Source organism: Streptomyces sp. NPDC002835 (assembly GCF_053591995.1).
On record NZ_JBSFUW010000029.1, the window covers coordinates 1 to 18176 of the forward strand.

Sequence of the window (18176 nt, forward strand, 5' to 3'; positions counted from 1 at the left end):
CTACCGGGCCGTGGGAGGTGCCCCCACCCACGGCCGCCAGGCCGTAGGGGGAGTTTGAGGCCACCGCGCGAAGCGCGGTACCGGGGTCCGGGGCCTGCCCCCCACGCGGCGGAGCCGCACATCCGGCACAGCGGGAAGGGGCGGGGTGGGGAACAAGCCCCGCCGCGGCGGACAGCGTCATCGCGCGCGGTTCAGGGACTGCAGTGCCGCCCGCAGCAGCGGCCCCACCTGCGGCGACTCCCCCATCGCCGCCGCCTGCGGCGCCACCGCCGTCACCGCTTCGTCCGCCTCCCGCGTCGCATAGCCGAGCCCGATCAGCGCCGCGTGCAGCTGGTCGCGCCAGGAACCGGTGAGCGGGGAGCCGACGGCCGGGGACGAGCCCAGCGGCTCGCCCAGCCGGTCCTTCAGCTCGAGCAGCAGTTTCTGCGCGCCCTTCTTCCCGATGCCGGGCACCGCCATCAGCGCCTTCTCGTCACCGCCGGCGACTGCGACCCGCAGCGCGTCGGGGCTGTGCACGGCGAGCATCGCCTGCGCGAGCCTCGGCCCGACGCCGCTCGCGGTCTGGAGCAGCTCGAAGACCTGGCGCTCGTCGTCGTCGGCGAAGCCGTACAGCGTGAGCGAGTCCTCACGGACGACGAGCGAGGTCGCGATCTTCGCCTCCTGCCCGATCCGCAGCGTGGAGAGCGTGTTCGGCGTGCACTGGACGGCCATGCCGATGCCGCCGACCTCGATCACGGCGGTGGTCGGTGCGAGCGCGGCGACGGGGCCGCTGAGATACGCGATCATGCGGTACGGCCTTTCGATGCGTACGCCGTGCGGTGCGCGGCGACGGCTTGCTGGAGGCGGTTCTGGGCGGGCGCGCGCCAGATGTGGCAGATGGCGAGGGCGAGGGCGTCCGCGGCGTCGGCCGGCTTCGGCGGGGCGTCGAGCCGCAGCAGCCGCGTCACCATCGCGCCGACCTGCGCCTTGTCCGCGCGTCCGCTGCCGGTGACGGCGGCCTTCACCTCGCTGGGGGTGTGCAGGGCCACGGGGATGCCGCGCCGGGCCGCGCAGAGCATGGCGACGGCGCTGGCCTGGGCGGTACCCATGACCGTACGCACGTTGTGCTGGCTGAAGACCCGCTCTACGGCGACGAATCCGGGGCGGTGCTCGTCGAGCCACTCCTCGATGCCCTGCTCGATCGCGACCAGCCGGCTGCCCAGCTCGGCGTCGGCCCGTGTCCGGACGACACCGACGCCGATCATCGTCAACGGACGGCCGGCGACGCCCTCGACGACGCCGACACCGCACCGGGTGAGCCCCGGGTCCACCCCCAGCACGCGCACGCCGCCGCCTCCTTCGCTCAACTGTTTGTGCAGGCTATCGGTCGGCACCGACAACGCACGGACGGGCCGACGGGAGTGTGTCCCGTCGGCCCGTCCGCGCACGCGGCCATGAGCGTCCGTCAGGCGTCGACCTTCTCCATGACCTCGTCGGACACGTCGAAGTTGGCGAAGACGTTCTGCACGTCGTCGCTGTCCTCGAGCGCGTCGATGAGCTTGAAGATCTTCCGCGCGCCCTCCTCGTCCAGTTCGACCTGCATGGTCGGGACGAAGTTGGCCTCGGCGGAGTCGTAGTCGATGCCGTTGTCCTGCAGCGCCGAGCGGACCGCGACCAGGTCGGTGGCCTCGCTGAGCACCTCGAAGGACTCACCGAGGTCGTTGACCTCCTCGGCGCCCGCGTCGAGCACCGCGCCCAGGACGTCGTCCTCGGTCAGCTCGCCCTTGGGGACGATCACGACGCCCTTGCGGTTGAAGAGGTACGACACCGAGCCCGGGTCGGCCATCGAGCCGCCGTTGCGGGTCATGGCGACCCGGACGTCGGACGCGGCGCGGTTGCGGTTGTCGGTCAGGCACTCGATGAGCACCGCGACGCCGTTCGGACCGTAGCCCTCGTACATGATCGTCTCGTAGTCGACGCCGCCGGCCTCGAGGCCGCCGCCGCGCTTGATCGCCGAGTCGATGTTCTTGTTCGGCACCGAGCTCTTCTTGGCCTTCTGCACGGCGTCGAAGAGGGTCGGGTTACCCTCCAGGTCGGCGCCGCCGGTACGGGCCGCGACCTCGATGTTCTTGATGAGCTTCGCGAAGAGTTTGCCGCGCTTGGCGTCGATCACGGCCTTCTTGTGCTTCGTCGTAGCCCATTTAGAGTGGCCGGACATCTGCCTGTCTCCTTCGCGTAACCCTTTACGATCCGAACCCGAGAGATCCTACCGGGATCGCGTCACCCGCCCGCGCGCACCATGTCCACGAACAAGCCGTGGACCCGGTGGTCGCCCGTCAGTTCGGGGTGGAAGGAGGTGGCCAGCGCGTTGCCCTGCCGGACGGCGACGATGTGGCCGTCGTGCTCGGCGAGCACCTCGGCCTCCGCGCCGACGGACTCCACCCACGGCGCGCGGATGAAGACGCCCTCGACCGGGTCACCGTCGATGCCCTTGACGTCGACCGCCGCCTCGAACGACTCGTTCTGCCGGCCGAAGGCGTTGCGGCGGACGATCATGTCGATGCCCCCGAACGTCTCCTGGCCCGACCTCGGGTCGAGGATCTTGTCGGCGAGCATGATCAGACCGGCGCAGGTGCCGTAGACGGGCATGCCCGCTCGCAGCCGCTCGCGCAGCGGCTCCATCAGGCCGAACAGCACGGCCAGTTTGGAGATCGTGGTGGACTCGCCGCCCGGGATCACCAGGGCGTCGACGTCGTCCAGTTCCTCGGGGCGCCGGACCGGCCTGGCCACGGCGTCGGCCGCGGCCAGGGCGATCAGGTGCTCCCGTACGTCGCCCTGGAGAGCCAGGACACCGATCACGGGAGTGGTCATCACCAGCCCCGGTTGGCGTAGCGCTCGTTCTCGGGCAGGGTGTCGCAGTTGATGCCGACCATGGCCTCGCCGAGGTTGCGGGAGGCGTCCGCGATGATCTTCGGGTCGTCGTAGAAGGTGGTGGCCTTCACGATGGCCGCGGCGCGCTTGGCGGGGTCGCCCGACTTGAAGATGCCGGAGCCGACGAAGACGCCCTCGGCGCCGAGCTGGCGCATCAGCGCGGCGTCCGCGGGGGTGGCCACACCGCCGGCGGAGAACAGCACGACCGGCAGCTTGCCGAGCTCGGAGACCTCCTTGACCAGCTCGTACGGGGCGCGGAGCTCCTTGGCGGCGGCGAACAGCTCGTTGTTGTCGTAGCCGCGCAGCCTGGCGATCTCGTTCTTGATCTGGCGCAGGTGGCGGACGGCCTCGACGACGTTGCCCGTGCCGGCCTCGCCCTTGGAGCGAATCATGGCCGCGCCCTCGGCGATACGGCGCAGGGCCTCGCCCAGGTTGGTGGCGCCGCACACGAACGGGGTGGTGAAGGCCCACTTGTCGGAGTGGTTGACCTCGTCGGCCGGGGTGAGGACCTCGGACTCGTCGATGTAGTCGACGCCGAGGGACTGGAGGACCTGGGCCTCGACGAAGTGGCCGATACGCGACTTGGCCATCACCGGGATGGAGACCGCCTCGATGATCTCCTCGATCATGTTCGGGTCGGACATCCGGGCGACGCCGCCGTCCTTGCGGATGTCGGCGGGCACGCGCTCCAGCGCCATGACGGCCACGGCGCCCGCGTCTTCCGCGATCTTCGCCTGCTCGGCGTTGACCACGTCCATGATCACACCGCCCTTGAGCTGCTCGGCCATGCCGCGCTTCACGCGCGCGGTGCCGGTCTCGGGGGTCTGCGGGGTGGGGGTGACGGACACGGGAACCTCACTAGATGACGACGTTGTGGTGCAACGTCGATGGAACACGCGCGGACCAGTCCACTGCAAGGGCCAATGAACAGCCGGTGGATTGTTTTCGCCGTGCGGTGCAGGTCATGCGCTGCCGGTCACGGGACGGTCCGCGAGGGCGACGGGCGGCTCGTCGTCCATCTCGAAGGCCAGCGGGAACGGGGCGTGGCCCGCGAGCCGGAACCAGCGGACCGTACGGTGCCGGCGCAGCGCGCGGGCGGCGCGCACGGAGTCGTTGTGGAACCGGCGCGCCATGGGCACTCGGCGCACCGCCTGCGCGAGCTCCCCGGCGGCCTCCTCGCCGCCGGGCACCTCCCGTACCGCCTCGACCTGCTCGACCGCGCCGAACACGGCCCGCAGCGCCGCGCTCAGCTCGCTCTCCGCGACCTCGCGGTGCTCCTCCTCCGCCTGGCGGGCCTCGTGCGCCGCCTCGTACAGCACGATCGACGCGGCGGGATCGAGCACGCCGGCGGTCGCGAGCTCCTGGGCGACTGAGGCGCGCCGCAGCAGTTGCGCGTCGAGCGCGGCGCGGGCGGCGTCGATGCGGGCGTGCAGCCGGTCGAGACGGCCGGCGGTCCAGGAGAGGTACATGCCGATGGCGACGAGCGCGACGACGATCCAGATCAGGGTGCTCACGGGCGGCAAGGCTACCGGTGCGTCCGCTGCGCGAGCCTGTTCCCCTACCCGCCCCTTCCCGAACCGGGGGCGCTGCCCCCGGGCCCCTGCGCCTCAAACGCCGGCGGGGCTGGGTGTGGCGGTCATGTCGGGGCTCCGCCCCGAACCCCGCGCCTCAAACGCCGGCGAGGCTGGAGTGGCCGGGTTCCGCCCGGTCCGGACACCTTGCGCGCCGGCTGGGCTGGGTGCCGCGCAGCGGCATTTCCAGCCCGGCCTGGGGGTACCTCCACAGCCGCCAGGCCGTAGGGGGGATTGAGCCCACCGCGCGGAGCGCGGTACCGGCCCGGGCGAAGCCCGGCCCACCGCCCGGAGGGCGGTACGGGGCCCGGGGGCGGAGCCCCCGGTTCGGGAAGGGGCGGGGTGGGGAAAGGGCCCCGCGCAGCCGCCCCCACCCGCCGCGGCCCGCCCCCTCAGTCCCGCGCCGCCAGCCCGAACCGCGCCCGCAGCCCCACCCGTTCGTCCGTCGCGACCGACGCCGCCCCGTCCGTGACGGTCTCGTAGACCGCCAGGATGTCCGCGCCGACCGTCGACCAGTCGAAGCGCCGCACGTGCGCGCTGCCCCGGGCCCGCAGTTCCGCGCGCCGGTCCGGGTCGCGCAGCAGCCGCACGGCGGCGGCGGACAGCGCCGACGCGTCCTCGTTGGTGAACAGTTCGCCCGCCCCGCCGTGGTCCAGGACCTGGGCGAACGCGTCCAGGTCGGAGGCGAGCACCGGCGCCCCCGCCGACATCGCCTCGACGAGGATGATGCCGAAGCTCTCGCCGCCCGTGTTGGGCGCCACGTACACGTCGACGCTGCGCAGCAGCCGCGCCTTGTCCTCGTCGCTGATCATGCCGAGGAACTCGACGCGTTCGCGAACGGCGGCCGGCAGGGTCGCGACGGCCTCCATCTCGTCGCCGCGGCCGGCGACCAGGAGCCGTGTCTCCGGGCACTGTTCGAGGATCGCGGGGAGCGCCTTCATCAGGACCGGCAGGCCCTTGCGGGGCTCGTCGATACGGCCGATGAAGCCGATCGTGTTCCCCTGCCACTCCTTCTTGGGCTCGGCCTTCTCGAAGAAGCCGACGTCGACACCGTTCGGGATGACGACGGCGTCACCGCCGAGGTGCTCCACCAGCGTCCGTCGCGCGTACTCGCTGACCGCGATCCGCGCGCTGATCTTCTCCAGCGCCGGCTGGAGGATCGGATACGCGGCGATCATGGCCCGCGACCGCGGGTTCGACGTGTGGAAGGTGGCCACGATCGGCCCCTGCGCCGCCCAGCACGACAGCAGCCCCAGCGACGGCGACGCCGGCTCGTGGATGTGGATCACGTCGAAGGTGCCGTCGTGCAGCCACCGCCGCACCCGGGCCGCAGACAGGAAGCCGAAGTTGAGCCGTGCCACGGAACCGTTGTACGGCACGGGCACGGCCCGCCCGGCGGAGACGACGTACGGCGGCAGCGGTGTCTCGTCGTCCGCCGGGGCGAGCACGGAGACGTCGTGGCCGAGACGGATGAGATGGTCGGCGAGGTCCCGGATGTGGAACTGCACACCGCCGGGCACGTCCCACGAGTACGGGCACACGATGCCGATCTTCACGCCCGGCGCTCCTCGAGGTCCGCGAGCCACAGCCGCTGCAACATGTGCCAGTCCTCCGGGTGTTCGGCGATCCCTGTGGCGAAGGCGTCGGCCAGCGCCTGTGTCATGGAGGACGTCTTCTCGGCCCGCGTACCTGTCTCCGGTACCTCGACGGGGGCGTGGACCCGCCCGTGCATGACCGGCTCCGCGCCGTACCAGAGGGTCACGGGCAGCAGCAGCGCCCCGGTCTGCTGCGCGAGCAGCGCCGGTCCCGCCGGCATGCGCGCCGTCTCGCCGAAGTAGTTGACCTCGACCCCGGACGCCGACAGGTCGCGGTCGGCGACCAGGCAGACCAGCCCGCCGGAGCGCAGCCGGCGCGCGAGGGTGCCGAAGGTCGCGCCGCCCGAGTGCGGCAGCACCTCCATACCGAGGCTCTCGCGGTAGGCGACGAACCGGTCGTACAGCGACTCCGGCCGCAGCCGCTCGGCGACCGTCGTGAACGGCACCCCGAGGGCCCTGGTCACCCACACCCCGGCGAGGTCCCAGTTGGCCAGGTGCGGCAGCGCCAGGACCACGCCCCGGCCGGAGGCCAGGCCGTCGGTCAGACGGTGCACGTCCTGGATGAAGACGTTGCGCTCGACGCGTTCACTGCTCCACGTCGGCAGCCGGAACGACTCCATCCAGTAGCGCATGTACGACCGCATACCGGCCTTGGACAGCTCCCGGAGCCGTTCGGCGCCGGCGTCCGGCACCACCCGGGCCAGGTTCGACTCGAGTCGCAGCACGCCCTTGCCGCGCCGCTTCCACGCGGTGTCCGCGATGGTCCGGCCCAGCCGGGCGGCCATCGGCTCCGGCATCTTCTTGACGGCGCCCCAGCCCAGTCCGTACAGCGCGTCCGTAAGCCTGTCCCGCATCACGACGCCTCCGCCCCGCGGTCGCCCTTCGCGGCCGCGTCGGCCTCCGCCGACTCACGCCGCACGGTCACCACCCGCTGCCCCAGCGTCACGGCACTGCCCACGGCGACGATCCACAGCGCGATCGGCAGCAGGATGTCGATCCCCGGCACGCCGAACCCGTGCAGACCCGCGAGCCCCGCGGCGACCAGCGAGATCACCAGGCGCTCCGCGCGCTCGACCAGCCCGTTGACCGCCACCGGCAGACCGATCGACTCGCCGCGCGCCTTCGTGTACGACACCACCTGCCCACTGGCCAGGCAGAAGATGGCCACCGCGCACAGCACGTTGTCGTCACCGCCGCCCGCGTACCAGAGCGCGAAGCCGCCGAAGATCGCGCCGTCGGCGACCCGGTCCAGAGTCGAGTCCAGGAAAGCGCCCCAGCGGCTGGAAATCCCCGCCTGGCGCGCCATGTTCCCGTCGACCAGGTCGGAGAAGACGAACAGCGTGATGACGATCGTGCCCCAGAAGAACTCCCCGCGAGGAAAGAAGACCAGCGCCCCCGACATCACCCCGGCCGTACCGATGAGCGTGACCGCGTCCGGGCTCACCCCGCGGCGGAGGAGAAACGCGGCGAACGGTGTGAGGACACGCGTGAAAAATGCACGCGCGTACTTGTTCAGCATGGCCTTCCCGAGGGTCCGGTGGGCCGCGTGGCCCCTACGGCCACCGGCTGGCCCATCGTAGCCACGACCCCGCCGCCCCAGCGCCGCGCACCCGTCCCCGGAGGCGGCGTCGGACGTATGGACGCACAGTGACGGGAGTGGAAAGCTCGAAAGACCACCGCGGGCACCGCCGGAGCTGCCCCGGACGCCCTTCGGGACGCCTTCACGGCTCCCCGCCCGCCCGCGGCTTCCTTCCTCACCGTGCATATCGACTTCCTCACCGTGCATATCGAGCCGTGAATCGACCGGGAGGCAAGACCATGGGCGACAAGGCGCACGCACACCACCCCGGAGCCGCCGGCAGGGCAGTAACGGCCGACCGCCCCGCATCCGTACGGAATGTGGTGCTGGTCGGCCACAGCGGATCCGGCAAGACGACCCTGGTCGAGGCGCTCGCGCTGACCGCAGGAGCGGTCAACCGGGCCGGCCGGGTCGAGGACGGCGCGACGATCTCCGACTACGACGAGATCGAGCACCGCCAGCAACGCTCCGTACAGCTCTCCCTCGTCCCCCTCGAATGGGGCGGCTGCAAGATCAACCTGCTGGACACCCCCGGATACGCCGACTTCGTCGGCGAGCTGCGCGCCGGTCTGCGCGCCGCGGACGCGGCCCTCTTCGTCGTCTCGGCCGCCCAGGAGGCCGACGCCGTCGACGGCGCGACCCGTGCCGTCTGGGAGGAGTGCGCGGCGGTCGGCATGCCCCGCGCGATCGTGGTGACCCACCTGGAGACCGCACGCACCGGCTACGACGAGCTCACCGGCGTCTGCGCCCGCATCTTCGGCGGCGACGACCCCGACGCCGTACTGCCGCTGTACCTGCCGCAGTACGGGCCCCAGCACGCCGACGGCCACGCACCCGTCACCGGCCTCCTCGGGCTCCTCACGCAGAAGGTCTACGACTACTCGTCCGGCGAGCGCAAGGAGAACCCGCCCCAGGACGACCAGGCAGCGCTGCTCGAGCAGGCCCGCGGCCGGCTCATCGAGGGGATCATCGCCGAGAGCGAGGACGAGACCCTCATGGACCGCTACCTCGGCGGCGAGGAGATCGATCTCAAGACGCTGATCGACGACCTGGAGAAGGCGGTCGCCCGCGGCACCTTCCACCCCGTCCTCGCCGCCGCGCCGGCGGCCGACGGCGCGGCGGCCGGCCTCGGCACCGTCGAACTCCTCGAACTGATCACCGGCGGCTTCCCCACCCCCCTCGAACCCGTCCCGCCGACCGTGACCACCCCCGACGGCAGGCCCGGCCCGCTGATCAGCTGCGACCCCGCCGGCCCGCTCGTCGCCGAGGTCGTCAAGACGGCCTCCGACCCGTACGTGGGCCGGATCTCGCTGGTCCGCGTCTTCTCCGGGACGCTGCGGCCCGACGACACCGTGCACGTGTCCGGCCACGGCCTCGCGGACCGCGGCCACGAGGACCACGACGTGGACGAACGCGTCGGCGCCCTGTCCGCCCCCTTCGGCAAGCAGCAGCGCCCCCTCCCCCACGCCGTCGCCGGCGACCTGGCCTGCGTCGCGAAACTCTCCCGCGCCGAGACCGGGGACACCATCTCCGCCAAGGACAACCCGCTCCTCATGGAGCCCTGGGCCATGCCCGACCCACTGCTGCCCCTGGCCATCGAGGCCCACAGCAAGGCCGACGAGGACAAGCTCTCCCAGGGTCTCGCCCGCCTCGTCGCCGAGGACCCGACCATGCGCCTCGAACAGAACCAGGCCACCCACCAGGTCGTCCTGTGGTGCCTGGGCGAGGCACACGCGGACGTCGCCCTGGAACGCCTCCGCAGCCGCTACGGCGTCCAGGTCGACGTCGTCCCCCACAAGGTGTCGCTCCGCGAGACCTTCAGCACCGGCTCCGTGGGCCGCGGCCGGCACGTCAAACAGTCCGGCGGCCACGGCCAGTACGCGATCTGCGAGATCGACGTCGACCCGCTGCCGCCCGGCTCCGGCATCGAATTCGTCGACAAGGTCGTCGGCGGCGCGGTGCCGCGCCAGTTCATCCCCTCCGTCGAGAAGGGCGTACGCGCCCAGGCCGCCCGAGGCGTCGCCGCCGGCTACCCGCTGGTCGACGTACGGATCACCCTGCGCGACGGCAAGGCGCACTCCGTCGACTCCTCCGACGCCGCCTTCCAGACGGCCGGCGCCCTCGCCCTGCGCGAAGCCGCCGCCGACGCCCGCATCAACCTCCTGGAACCCGTCGCGGAACTGCAGGTCCTGGTCTCCGACGAATACGTCGGCCCCGTCATGAGCGACCTGTCCGGCCGCCGCGGCAGAGTCATCGGCACCGAACAGACCGCCGGATCACGCACCCTCGTACGGGCCGAGGTGCCCGAACTGGAAATCGGCAGATACGCCGTCGACCTGCGGTCCATCTCCCACGGCACCGGCCGCTTCAGCCGCCGCTACGCCCGCCACGAGGCGATGCCGCAACAGGTCGCCGACAGGCTGCGCGAACAGGCCCCCGCCAACGCCTGAGCACAGCCCGCACCTGAACACCGCCCGCCCGCACCGCCCCGCCGACGCCGCCCGCCCCGGCCCCCGATCACGGACCGGTGGCGGGCGGCCGACCCGGTCGCCCTCTCGGCGGCCGACCTGATCGCCCCCTTATCCGACGGCCGCACCCTCGATAAGCTGGGCACTCCGACCGGGCCGGACGGCTCAGAAGGTGTGCGGGGCACGGCAGTTGGGAACAGGCCGCAGTGCGGAAGCACGCGGCGATGGGGGCGGCAGTGGCGAACGACCTATTCGATTTCACGCCCGGGGCACAGGTCCCGCTCATGGGCGCGGCCGGCCAGACCGCGGCGACCCACGCCCTCGCATCGGCCGCCTACCGGGACTCCGAACTCAAGGAGATCCTCAAAGCCAACAGCGAGTGGCACAAGTCCGAGGTCAAACCGGGAAAGATCTCGCTCTTCGAACCCAACCTCGGCGAAGGCTTCTGCCGCGCCGTACAGGCCCGCATGCTCGGCGGAGGCCGGGGCGCACTCATCCAGTCCTTCGGCACCGAACCCCAGACCGTCGTCGAACACTGTCTCGCCGCCACCCGCCTGCGCCGCGAGCGCGACGGCAGACTCACCGCCGTCATGGCCGCCTGCGGACTGCTCTTCCTGCCCGGACTCCTCCTGTGGCTCGGCGTCTTCCAGCTCCGCCGCACCCTCGCCGGCTCACAGAAGAAGAGCGCCGGAGCCCTCGGCAGCCTCCTGCTGGTGGGCATCGGCATCCTCGCCGTGATCTTCCTCGTCCGGCTGCCCTTCGGCGGCTTCTGGGCCTACTACGTCCGCGCCATGCTCGTCGCCCCGGTCATCGGCTGGTTCCTCGCCAAACGCATCTGCGAATCCTCCGCCCAGGACATGCGCGCCCGCTGGGACGGCCTGCTGTCCGGCGGCGGCATCGGCGCCAAAGTGCCCGAAGCCGTACCGGGAAACCCGGGCGACGCCTCCCGCGAGCAGCTCCGCCAGGGCCTCGAGAAGCTCACCGCGGAACAGCAGTCCAACGTCGTCTTCTACGCCGGCCCCAAGGGCATACTCGGCATGGGTACCCGCTGGGGCAGCTGGCAGATGGCCGAGGAGCTCGTCTCCAAGGACGCCACCAAGGAGATCAACCAGTTCCGCAGCTGGGACGTCGTACGAGCCATCCACGACAAGCTCAAGCTCCTGGAACGCGGCCCCCTCAACTCCGGCGGCTTCCCCACCCCCTCGGTCAAGCACTGGATCGTCTCCCCCGTCGGCGAGAACGTCGGCGCCGTCGCCCGCCCCGAGGGCCAGGAGGTCGAGACCTTCCAGATCAAGAGCCACGAAATACAGCGCATCTGCAACCACCAGCAGTTCGGCAGCGGCAACCGCCACTACCTGGGCGTGCAGTTCACCCTCTGGGACGGCCAGCTGGTCATCACCATGATGATCACCGTCACCGTGCTCCACGAGACCCTGCGCGTCGAGGTCACCGGCCACGCCCTCGGCCCCGTCCACTCCCTCTTCACGACAAAGCCGGAGCCCAAGACCGAGACGGTCAGCAAGACGATCCGCTTCTGGGAGACCGTCGACCGGGTCCTGCCCCTCGTCGACACCAAAGAGGTCGTACGCCTCGCCGTGCGCGCCCCGTTCACCTGGTATCCGCCGCTGCTCGACTTCCTCGGCGGCAAGCTCGTCCTCCCCGAGCCCTTCGGCCTCCGCCATGCCTGGGCGGAGAAGCCGTGGCGCCACCGGTTCATGGCCGACGACGCCATGCGCGCCGCTGCCCCCGTACTGCGCGTGGCGCACGCGGCCGCGATCCGCGTCCTCGAGGACAACGGCGTCGACACGGAGCGCTTCGGCAACCGCGCGTCGGTCGTCAGCGGCTTCATCCAGGACCCGTCGCCCGGCAAGGCCGACATCTACGACGCGTAAGGGCCGGGGAGCTACGCGGGCCAGACGTCCGCGAGCATCTTGCGGGTGTCGCCGAGGAGCTGCGGCAGCACCTTGGTGTTGCCGACGACGGGCATGAAGTTCGTGTCGCCGCCCCACCTCGGCACGATGTGCTGATGCAGATGGGCGGCGATCCCGGCACCGGCGGCCGACCCCTGGTTCAGCCCCACGTTGAACCCGTGCGCACCGGACGCCGTCCGCAGCGCGACCATGGCCCGCTTGGTGAACTCGGCCAGCTCGAGGGTCTCGGCGGCGTCCAGGTCCGTGTAGTCGGCGACGTGCCGGAACGGGACGATCATGGTGTGGCCGCCGTTGTACGGGTACAGGTTCAGCACGGCGTAGACCCGCTCGCCGCGGGCGACGACCAGGCCGTCCTCGTCGGACTTCGACGGAATGGAGCAGAAGGGACAGCCGTCCCCGGCACCCGAGCCGGTCGGCTTGTTCTCACCCTGGATGTACGCCATACGGTGAGGCGTCCACAGGCGCTGGAACGCGTCAGGCGTCCCGACCCCGATCTGCTGCTCCGGCTCTGTCGTCATGCGGGCCAGCATATTCGCCGCCGGCGCGGACATGCGGAGAGGGGCGGCCCTGGGTAAGGGGCCGCCCCTCGGTCACCCCCGCGAAGGCGGGGAGCAAGGCACCTTGAGCTTGTGGTGCTTCCGGATCTTGGGATCACCCCCGCTCACGCGGGGAACGCGTCACACCTGCACGCGGCGCTCGACCACATCAACGAGCTTGGCCAGCGCCTCGTCACGGGCGATCCCGTTCTCCTGCGAACCGTCGCGGTAGCGGAAGGAGACCGTGCCGGCGTTCATGTCGTCGTCACCGACGATGATCATGAACGGGACCTTCTGCCGCTGCTGGTTGCGGATCTTCTTCTGCATCCGGTCCGAGGACGAGTCCACCTCGACCCGCAGGCCCTTCTTCTTGGCGTCCGCCGCGAAGGCCTCCAGGTACTCGACGTGCGCGTCGCCGATCGGGATGCCGACCGCCTGCACCGGCGCCAGCCACGGCGGCATCGCCCCCGCGTAGTGCTCCAGCAGCACCGCGAAGAACCGCTCGATCGAACCGAACAACGCGCGGTGGATCATGACCGGACGCTGCTTGGTCCCGTCCGGACCGGTGTACTCCAGGTCGAAGCGCTCCGGGAGGTTGAAGTCGAGCTGCACGGTCGACATCTGCCAGGTCCGGCCGATGGCGTCGCGTGCCTGCACGGAGATCTTCGGGCCGTAGAAGGCGGCGCCGCCCGGGTCCGGGACCAGCGGGAGGCCCTGCTTCTCGGCGACCTGCCGCAGCGTCTCGGTGGCCTCCGTCCACGCCTCGTCCGAGCCGACGAACTTGGTCTCGTCCTTGGTGGACAGCTCCAGATAGAAGTCGGTCAGACCGTAGTCGCGCAGCAGGTTCAGCACGAAGGTCAGCGTCGAGTCGAGCTCGTCCGCCATCTGCTCCTTGGTGCAGTAGATGTGCGCGTCGTCCTGGGTGAAACCGCGGGCACGGGTCAGGCCGTGCACCACGCCCGACTTCTCGTACCGGTACACGGTCCCGAACTCGAAGAGACGCAGCGGCAGTTCACGGTAGGAACGCCCCCGCGCGTCGAAGATCAGGTTGTGCATCGGGCAGTTCATGGGCTTGAGGTAGTAGTCCACGCCCTCGTCGAGCTGCATGGGCGGGTACATGCCGTCGGCGTACCAGTCCAGGTGACCGGAGGTCTCGAAGAGCTTCCCCTTGGTGGCGTGCGGGGTGTAGACGAACTCGTAGCCCTCCTCCTCGTGCCGCTTGCGCGAGTAGTCCTCCATGACCCGGCGGATGATGCCGCCCTTGGGGTGGAAGACGGCGAGGCCGGAGCCGATCTGCTCCGGGACGGAGAACAGGTCGAGCTCGCTGCCGAGCTTGCGGTGGTCACGCTTCTCGGCCTCGGCGAGGAACTCGAGGTGCGCCTTCAGCTCGTCCTTCGACGGCCACGCGGTGCCGTAGATGCGCTGCAGCATGGGGTTTTTCTCGCTGCCGCGCCAGTACGCGGCGGCGTTGCGCATCAGCTTGAACGCCGGGATGTTGCGGGTCGTCGGCAGGTGCGGACCGCGGCAGAGGTCCTTCCAGCACAGCTCGCCGGTCTTCGCGTCCAGGTTGTCGTAGATGGTCAGCTCGCCCGCGCCGACCTCCACGTCCGCGCCGTCGTCCGAGGACGCCGAGCCCTTGAGCCCGATGAGCTCCAGCTTGTACGGCTCGTCGGCGAGCTCCTCGCGCGCGGCCTCGTCGGTGACGACGCGGCGCGAGAAGCGCTGGCCGCGCTTCTGGATCTCCTGCATCTTCTTCTCGATGGCCTTGAGGTCATCGGGGTGGAAGGGCTTCTCGACGTCGAAGTCGTAGTAGAAGCCGTCCTTGACCGGCGGGCCGATGCCGAGCTTGGCCTCGGGGAAGAGCTCCTGCACGGCCTGGGCCATGACGTGCGCGGTGGAGTGGCGCAGGATGTCGAGGCCGTCCGGGGAGGAGATCTCGACGGGCTCGACCTCCTCGCCGTCCTTCAGCTCGTACGCGAGGTCCTTCAGCTCGCCGGCCACGCGGGCGGCGACGACGGTGCGCTCGGGGAAGAGGTCGGCGGCCGTAGTGCCCGTCGTCACCACGCGCTCTTCCCGCTCGGAATCGCGTTGGATGATCACACGGACGTCTGACACCGGTCTCTCCTGACTGAAGGCGGATGCGGCGCCATGTCTGTCGCGCACGCACTCGGAATCGTACCGAGCCGGAGGGACCGCTCGCGAAACGGTTGTGTGCGCGTGGGGACGGCGCCTATCCGTCGGCCGCCTGTTCGCCCGGCTCCTCGAAGAAGTCCGGATTCTCCTGGAGCGACTTCATCAGCCGGTCGCGTTCCGCCTCGTCCACCGGTACCGGTACGAGTCCGGAGGCGTCGGTGAGCCGGCGGAAGCCGCCCCGGCTCTCCAGCCGGCCCGCGACCCGGACCGGCAGTCCCGCCAGGTGCGCGTGGCCCGCGGTGCGGTACGCGTCCTCGTCGAGCGCCACCCGGACATGCGGGACGTCGGCGCCGGCCAGGACCCGCAGCCGCACCGTGCCGGCGCCGCGCGGGCCCGAGCGCCGCATCCGGACGACGGTGCCGGTGATCCGTACGGGCACGGACGGCTCGTCCTGGAGGTAGCGGGCGCCGGCGGCCCGCAGTGCGGGGAGGTCGCCGGGTGAGAACTCGACGGGTTCCATGCGGGCGGCGCAGCCCGGCGGCACTCCGGCGGCCGGTGACCACGCCAGGGCGATGCGGGCGCCTTCAGAGCCGCGGACGAGGGCGATGACGGACTCGGTGAGTTCGCGGCTGACGCCGGCCCGGACCGCCGCGTCGAACGCCTCGGCGCCGCCGGTCGCGCGCTGGTAGTCGATGGCCTCCCTGGTGGCCTGGAGGGCGTGGCTGAGCCGGACGGCGAGGGTGCGCCCGGTCGCCACGGGGACGAACGCGGTGAGGGACCGGCCGCCCGGCGCGGGTCCGACGAGGACGCCTTCGAGGAGGGCCTGGGCAGCTCGGCGGTGGCGTGCGCCGTAGTAGCCGGCGCGTTCGCGTGCGGCGAGTGCTCCGGCGAGCAGCATCTGCCGGGCGGCGGAGCGGAACTGTTCCTGGGCGGTCCATGAGGCGGTGCCAGAGGGCCCGCCGTGCGGGATGTCGCGCCACCAGCGGATCTCGTCGCTGGGAACGGTGAGTCCGACGAGCACTTCCCTGGCGGAGGGCGCCGCGCTGCGGACGAGGGCGGTGATGGCCTCGCCGAGCAGGTCCTCGCAGTCGGGGAAGGCCCGGCTCTCGGGGACGAGCAGGCTGGTGCCGCCGGTGGCGGGTCCGGGCGGGGTCCAGCGGGTGTAGCGGCCGGCGGCGCCGCCGCGGCGGCGCCAGCCGTGCCGGTCGAGGAGTGCGCCGAGGACGACGGGGTCGACGTCCGCGGGGTCGGGTTCGGCCGCGCCGAGCCAGGGGCCGGGAGGTTCGGCGGTGCTCGGGTGGGGGCGCACATGGTCGTCGAAGGGCCGGTGCATCAGGGTCTCCCTCCCGCCCCGACACGCGTCATGATCTCGCAGAGTGCCCGGTCGTCGAAGATCCGCGAGGTCGGGATGCGCACGGTGGTCCTGCGCCTGCCGGTCACTTCTTGGCCGGCCAGGTTGGTCCAGTAGCAGCAGTGCCGCAGGTCGAGCCGGTCGTGGCCGGCCCGCAGCCATTCGTCCTGTGTCCTGGGGACGAGCATCACGACCAGGATCTTGTGCACGGAGACGGGGGTCCGGGCGAGCTTCACCAGATGGTCGTTGTCGAGGGTGAAGGAGAACGCGGGCCCCGGCGGGTGCGGCGGGATCTGGTAGGTGCACTTGAGCTGCACCTTGATGGTCACCTCGTCGTCGACCGCGTGTCCGGCCGAACTGTGGCTGACGTGCCAGTCGATGCCGTTGTCCGGGAACGGCTGGGAGAGCGAGCAGCCGGCGGCCGCGGCGACGGCGTGCAGATAGCCCACCTGAAGCGTCTCCATGCAGGCGGTGGTGGCGAGTGCTCCGCGCAGCGGGGGCGTCCGCTGCGGCAGCAGCCCTCCCTGCTCGGGCTGGGCGAGCGCCATGGCAATTCCCTTTCCCGTCATCTGTGTTGTCACCTGCCTGCGTACGGTGCAAACAGCCCGGGTATCACCGTTTCGGGCAGGGGCTCACGCCATCTGCCGGTTACGGGCGAGGAGTTCGGGGATGACGGACTGGTTCGACGGCCCACTGGCCGCATTTGACACAGAGACAACCGGAGTGGACGTCGAGGAGGACCGGATCGTGTCGGCGGCGGTCGTGGTCCAGGACTCGCCCGGCGGACGGCCGAGGATCAGGCGCTGGCTGGTGAACCCGGGGGTGCCGGTGCCGCCTGGGGCCGTCGAGGTGCACGGGCTGACGGAGGATCACCTCCAGCGCAACGGCCGCTGGCCGGCACCGGTGATGGAGGAGATAGCGAGGGCGCTGGCGGAGCAGTGCGCGGCCGCCCGGCCGCTGGTGGTGATGAACGCGCCGTTCGACCTGACGCTGCTGGACCGGGAGTTGAGGCGGCATCGGGCGTCGTCGCTGAGCCGCTATCTGGACCGGTCGCCGCTGTGCGTACTGGATCCGCGAGTCCTGGACAAGCATCTGGACCGCTACCGCAAGGGCCGGCGGACGCTGACGGATCTGTGCGCGCACTACGAGGTGGTGCTGGACGGCGCGCATGACGCGGCGGCGGACGCGCTGGCGGCGCTGGAGGTCGTACGGGCGGTGGGGCGGCGTTTCAACGCCCGGCTGGAGCGGTTGTCCCCGGCGGAGCTGCACACGCTCCAGGCGGTGTGGCACGCGGCCCAGGCGCGGGGCCTGCAGGCGTGGTTCGCCCGCAGCGGCGCCCCGGAGGCGGTCGATCCGGCGTGGCCGCTGCGACCGGACATGCCTGCGGCGGCCTGACGGCGGGCGGCCGGGTCCTCGCGGACATGAGCAAGGCCGGTCCGTCTTCGACGGACCGGCCTCTCCCGGTGGGCGATACTGGGTTCGAACCAGTGACCTCTTCGGTGTGAACGAAGCGCTCTCCCACTGAGCTAATCGCCCGGGAACGCACTGAACCATACAGGGCTCCGCGGGCTTGGTTCAAACCGCTTCGAGGTACCTCTCCAGTCCTCGCCGTCCACCGCGCATCATCAGCGCGTGGTTGGCGCGGAAGAAGGGGCGGCAGGGGATCGCGAGCCGTCTCATCAGGGGCTTGCGCACCACGACCTCCTGGTCGTACCGGACCCGGGTGCCTCGGCCGCCGGCCCGCAGGGTCCATCGCGACCAGCCCTCGAGGTCGCCGGCCATCCCGATCTCCAGCACGCCGCCCGCCGGGTCGCGCAGCTGTGCGCGGACGCTGACGTGCAGGTCGTACGGGAGGAAGGAACGGAACCTGGCGGTGCCGGAGTCGTCGTCGGCGGGTGTCACCTCGCGGACCTGCGGCCACCAGCGTGGGTAGTCCTCGGCGCGGGAGAGCACGTCGTAGACCCTGCCCGGTTCGGCGGGCAGGTCCCAGGTGCTGCGGAAGCGGTATCGGCACCAGTCCATGGGCCCAGTCTGCGCCTGCCGGGGGGTACTCAGCGGGAATTGAGTACCCGCACCCATGCCCTTGGCTGTGGTGGGGGCCA

The 18176-nt window shown here is 71.3% G+C and carries 17 protein-coding genes and 1 tRNA gene; 3 read left to right on the top strand and 15 right to left on the bottom strand.

Going from position 1 to position 18176, the window contains the following annotated elements; translation table 11 throughout:
* Positions 1 to 177: 177 nt before the first annotated feature.
* From ruvA to pgsA, 9 genes are all read right to left on the bottom strand, one after another.
* Positions 178 to 786, bottom strand: coding sequence for a Holliday junction branch migration protein RuvA (gene ruvA, locus ACWD01_RS26445; protein ID WP_451165298.1), 609 nt, complete (start codon positions 784 to 786; stop codon positions 178 to 180).
* Positions 783 to 1325 (bottom strand): crossover junction endodeoxyribonuclease RuvC, encoded by a 543-nt coding sequence (gene ruvC, locus ACWD01_RS26450; protein WP_451165299.1) that lies wholly within the window; start codon positions 1323 to 1325, stop codon positions 783 to 785. The genes ruvA and ruvC overlap by 4 nt, the downstream gene beginning before the upstream one ends.
* A gap of 119 nt (positions 1326 to 1444) precedes the next feature.
* Positions 1445 to 2197, bottom strand: a complete 753-nt coding sequence (locus ACWD01_RS26455) for a YebC/PmpR family DNA-binding transcriptional regulator (protein ID WP_356898259.1) — start codon at positions 2195 to 2197, stop codon at positions 1445 to 1447.
* A gap of 62 nt (positions 2198 to 2259) precedes the next feature.
* The gene (gene pdxT / locus ACWD01_RS26460) at positions 2260 to 2850 is read right to left on the bottom strand and encodes a pyridoxal 5'-phosphate synthase glutaminase subunit PdxT (RefSeq protein ID WP_451165300.1); all 591 of its coding nucleotides are present in this window, start codon (positions 2848 to 2850) and stop codon (positions 2260 to 2262) included.
* Positions 2850 to 3758 (bottom strand): pyridoxal 5'-phosphate synthase lyase subunit PdxS, encoded by a 909-nt coding sequence (gene pdxS, locus ACWD01_RS26465; RefSeq protein WP_451165301.1) that lies wholly within the window; start codon positions 3756 to 3758, stop codon positions 2850 to 2852. The genes pdxT and pdxS overlap by 1 nt, the downstream gene beginning before the upstream one ends.
* A 114-nt stretch (positions 3759 to 3872) precedes the next feature.
* Positions 3873 to 4379, bottom strand: a complete 507-nt coding sequence (locus ACWD01_RS26470; RefSeq protein WP_451165380.1) for a hypothetical protein — start codon at positions 4377 to 4379, stop codon at positions 3873 to 3875.
* Positions 4380 to 4873: 494 nt separating this feature from the next.
* Positions 4874 to 6037, bottom strand: a complete 1164-nt coding sequence (locus ACWD01_RS26475) for a glycosyltransferase family 4 protein (RefSeq protein WP_451165302.1) — start codon at positions 6035 to 6037, stop codon at positions 4874 to 4876.
* Complete coding sequence (locus ACWD01_RS26480; RefSeq protein ID WP_451165303.1) at positions 6034 to 6930, bottom strand: phosphatidylinositol mannoside acyltransferase; 897 nt, start codon at positions 6928 to 6930, stop codon at positions 6034 to 6036. Before ACWD01_RS26480 ends, ACWD01_RS26475 begins: the two co-directional genes overlap by 4 nt.
* Positions 6930 to 7595 (bottom strand): phosphatidylinositol phosphate synthase, encoded by a 666-nt coding sequence (gene pgsA, locus ACWD01_RS26485; protein ID WP_451165304.1) that lies wholly within the window; start codon positions 7593 to 7595, stop codon positions 6930 to 6932. The genes ACWD01_RS26480 and pgsA overlap by 1 nt, the downstream gene beginning before the upstream one ends.
* Positions 7596 to 7894: 299 nt before the next feature.
* Here pgsA and ACWD01_RS26490 point away from each other — a divergent pair, with 299 nt between their 5' ends.
* Both ACWD01_RS26490 and ACWD01_RS26495 read left to right on the top strand, forming a co-directional pair.
* Positions 7895 to 10105, top strand: coding sequence for an elongation factor G-like protein EF-G2 (locus ACWD01_RS26490; RefSeq protein WP_451165381.1), 2211 nt, complete (start codon positions 7895 to 7897; stop codon positions 10103 to 10105).
* Positions 10106 to 10359: 254 nt separating this feature from the next.
* Entirely contained in the window at positions 10360 to 12015 is a 1656-nt protein-coding gene (locus ACWD01_RS26495; RefSeq protein WP_451165305.1) for a hypothetical protein, read from the top strand.
* Between the two features lie 11 nt (positions 12016 to 12026).
* Here the strand turns inward: ACWD01_RS26495 and ACWD01_RS26500 are convergent, their stop codons facing one another.
* The 4 genes from ACWD01_RS26500 to ACWD01_RS26515 all read right to left on the bottom strand — a co-directional run bounded on the left by ACWD01_RS26500 (position 12027) and on the right by ACWD01_RS26515 (position 16622).
* Positions 12027 to 12584: an HIT family protein gene (locus ACWD01_RS26500; protein WP_356894934.1), complete on the bottom strand. Its 558-nt coding sequence runs from the start codon at positions 12582 to 12584 to the stop codon at positions 12027 to 12029.
* A gap of 147 nt (positions 12585 to 12731) precedes the next feature.
* Entirely contained in the window at positions 12732 to 14705 is a 1974-nt protein-coding gene (thrS, locus tag ACWD01_RS26505; protein WP_451165306.1) for a threonine--tRNA ligase, read from the bottom strand.
* Positions 14706 to 14820: 115 nt separating this feature from the next.
* On the bottom strand, positions 14821 to 16056 hold the full coding sequence (locus tag ACWD01_RS26510; protein WP_451165307.1) for a hypothetical protein: 1236 nt from the start codon (positions 16054 to 16056) through the stop codon (positions 14821 to 14823).
* Complete coding sequence (locus ACWD01_RS26515; RefSeq protein WP_451165382.1) at positions 16056 to 16622, bottom strand: DUF4365 domain-containing protein; 567 nt, start codon at positions 16620 to 16622, stop codon at positions 16056 to 16058. Before ACWD01_RS26515 ends, ACWD01_RS26510 begins: the two co-directional genes overlap by 1 nt.
* Before the next feature lie 121 nt (positions 16623 to 16743).
* Here ACWD01_RS26515 and ACWD01_RS26520 point away from each other — a divergent pair, with 121 nt between their 5' ends.
* A complete protein-coding gene (locus tag ACWD01_RS26520) occupies positions 16744 to 17469 on the top strand; it encodes a 3'-5' exonuclease (RefSeq protein WP_356894942.1) in 726 nt (241 codons plus the stop codon).
* Positions 17470 to 17538: 69 nt separating this feature from the next.
* Here ACWD01_RS26520 and ACWD01_RS26525 read toward each other — a convergent pair.
* Positions 17539 to 17610, bottom strand: a tRNA-Val gene (locus ACWD01_RS26525).
* 39 nt (positions 17611 to 17649) lie between these two features.
* Positions 17650 to 18096, bottom strand: coding sequence for an SRPBCC family protein (locus ACWD01_RS26530; protein WP_451165308.1), 447 nt, complete (start codon positions 18094 to 18096; stop codon positions 17650 to 17652).
* Positions 18097 to 18176 lie beyond the last annotated feature (80 nt).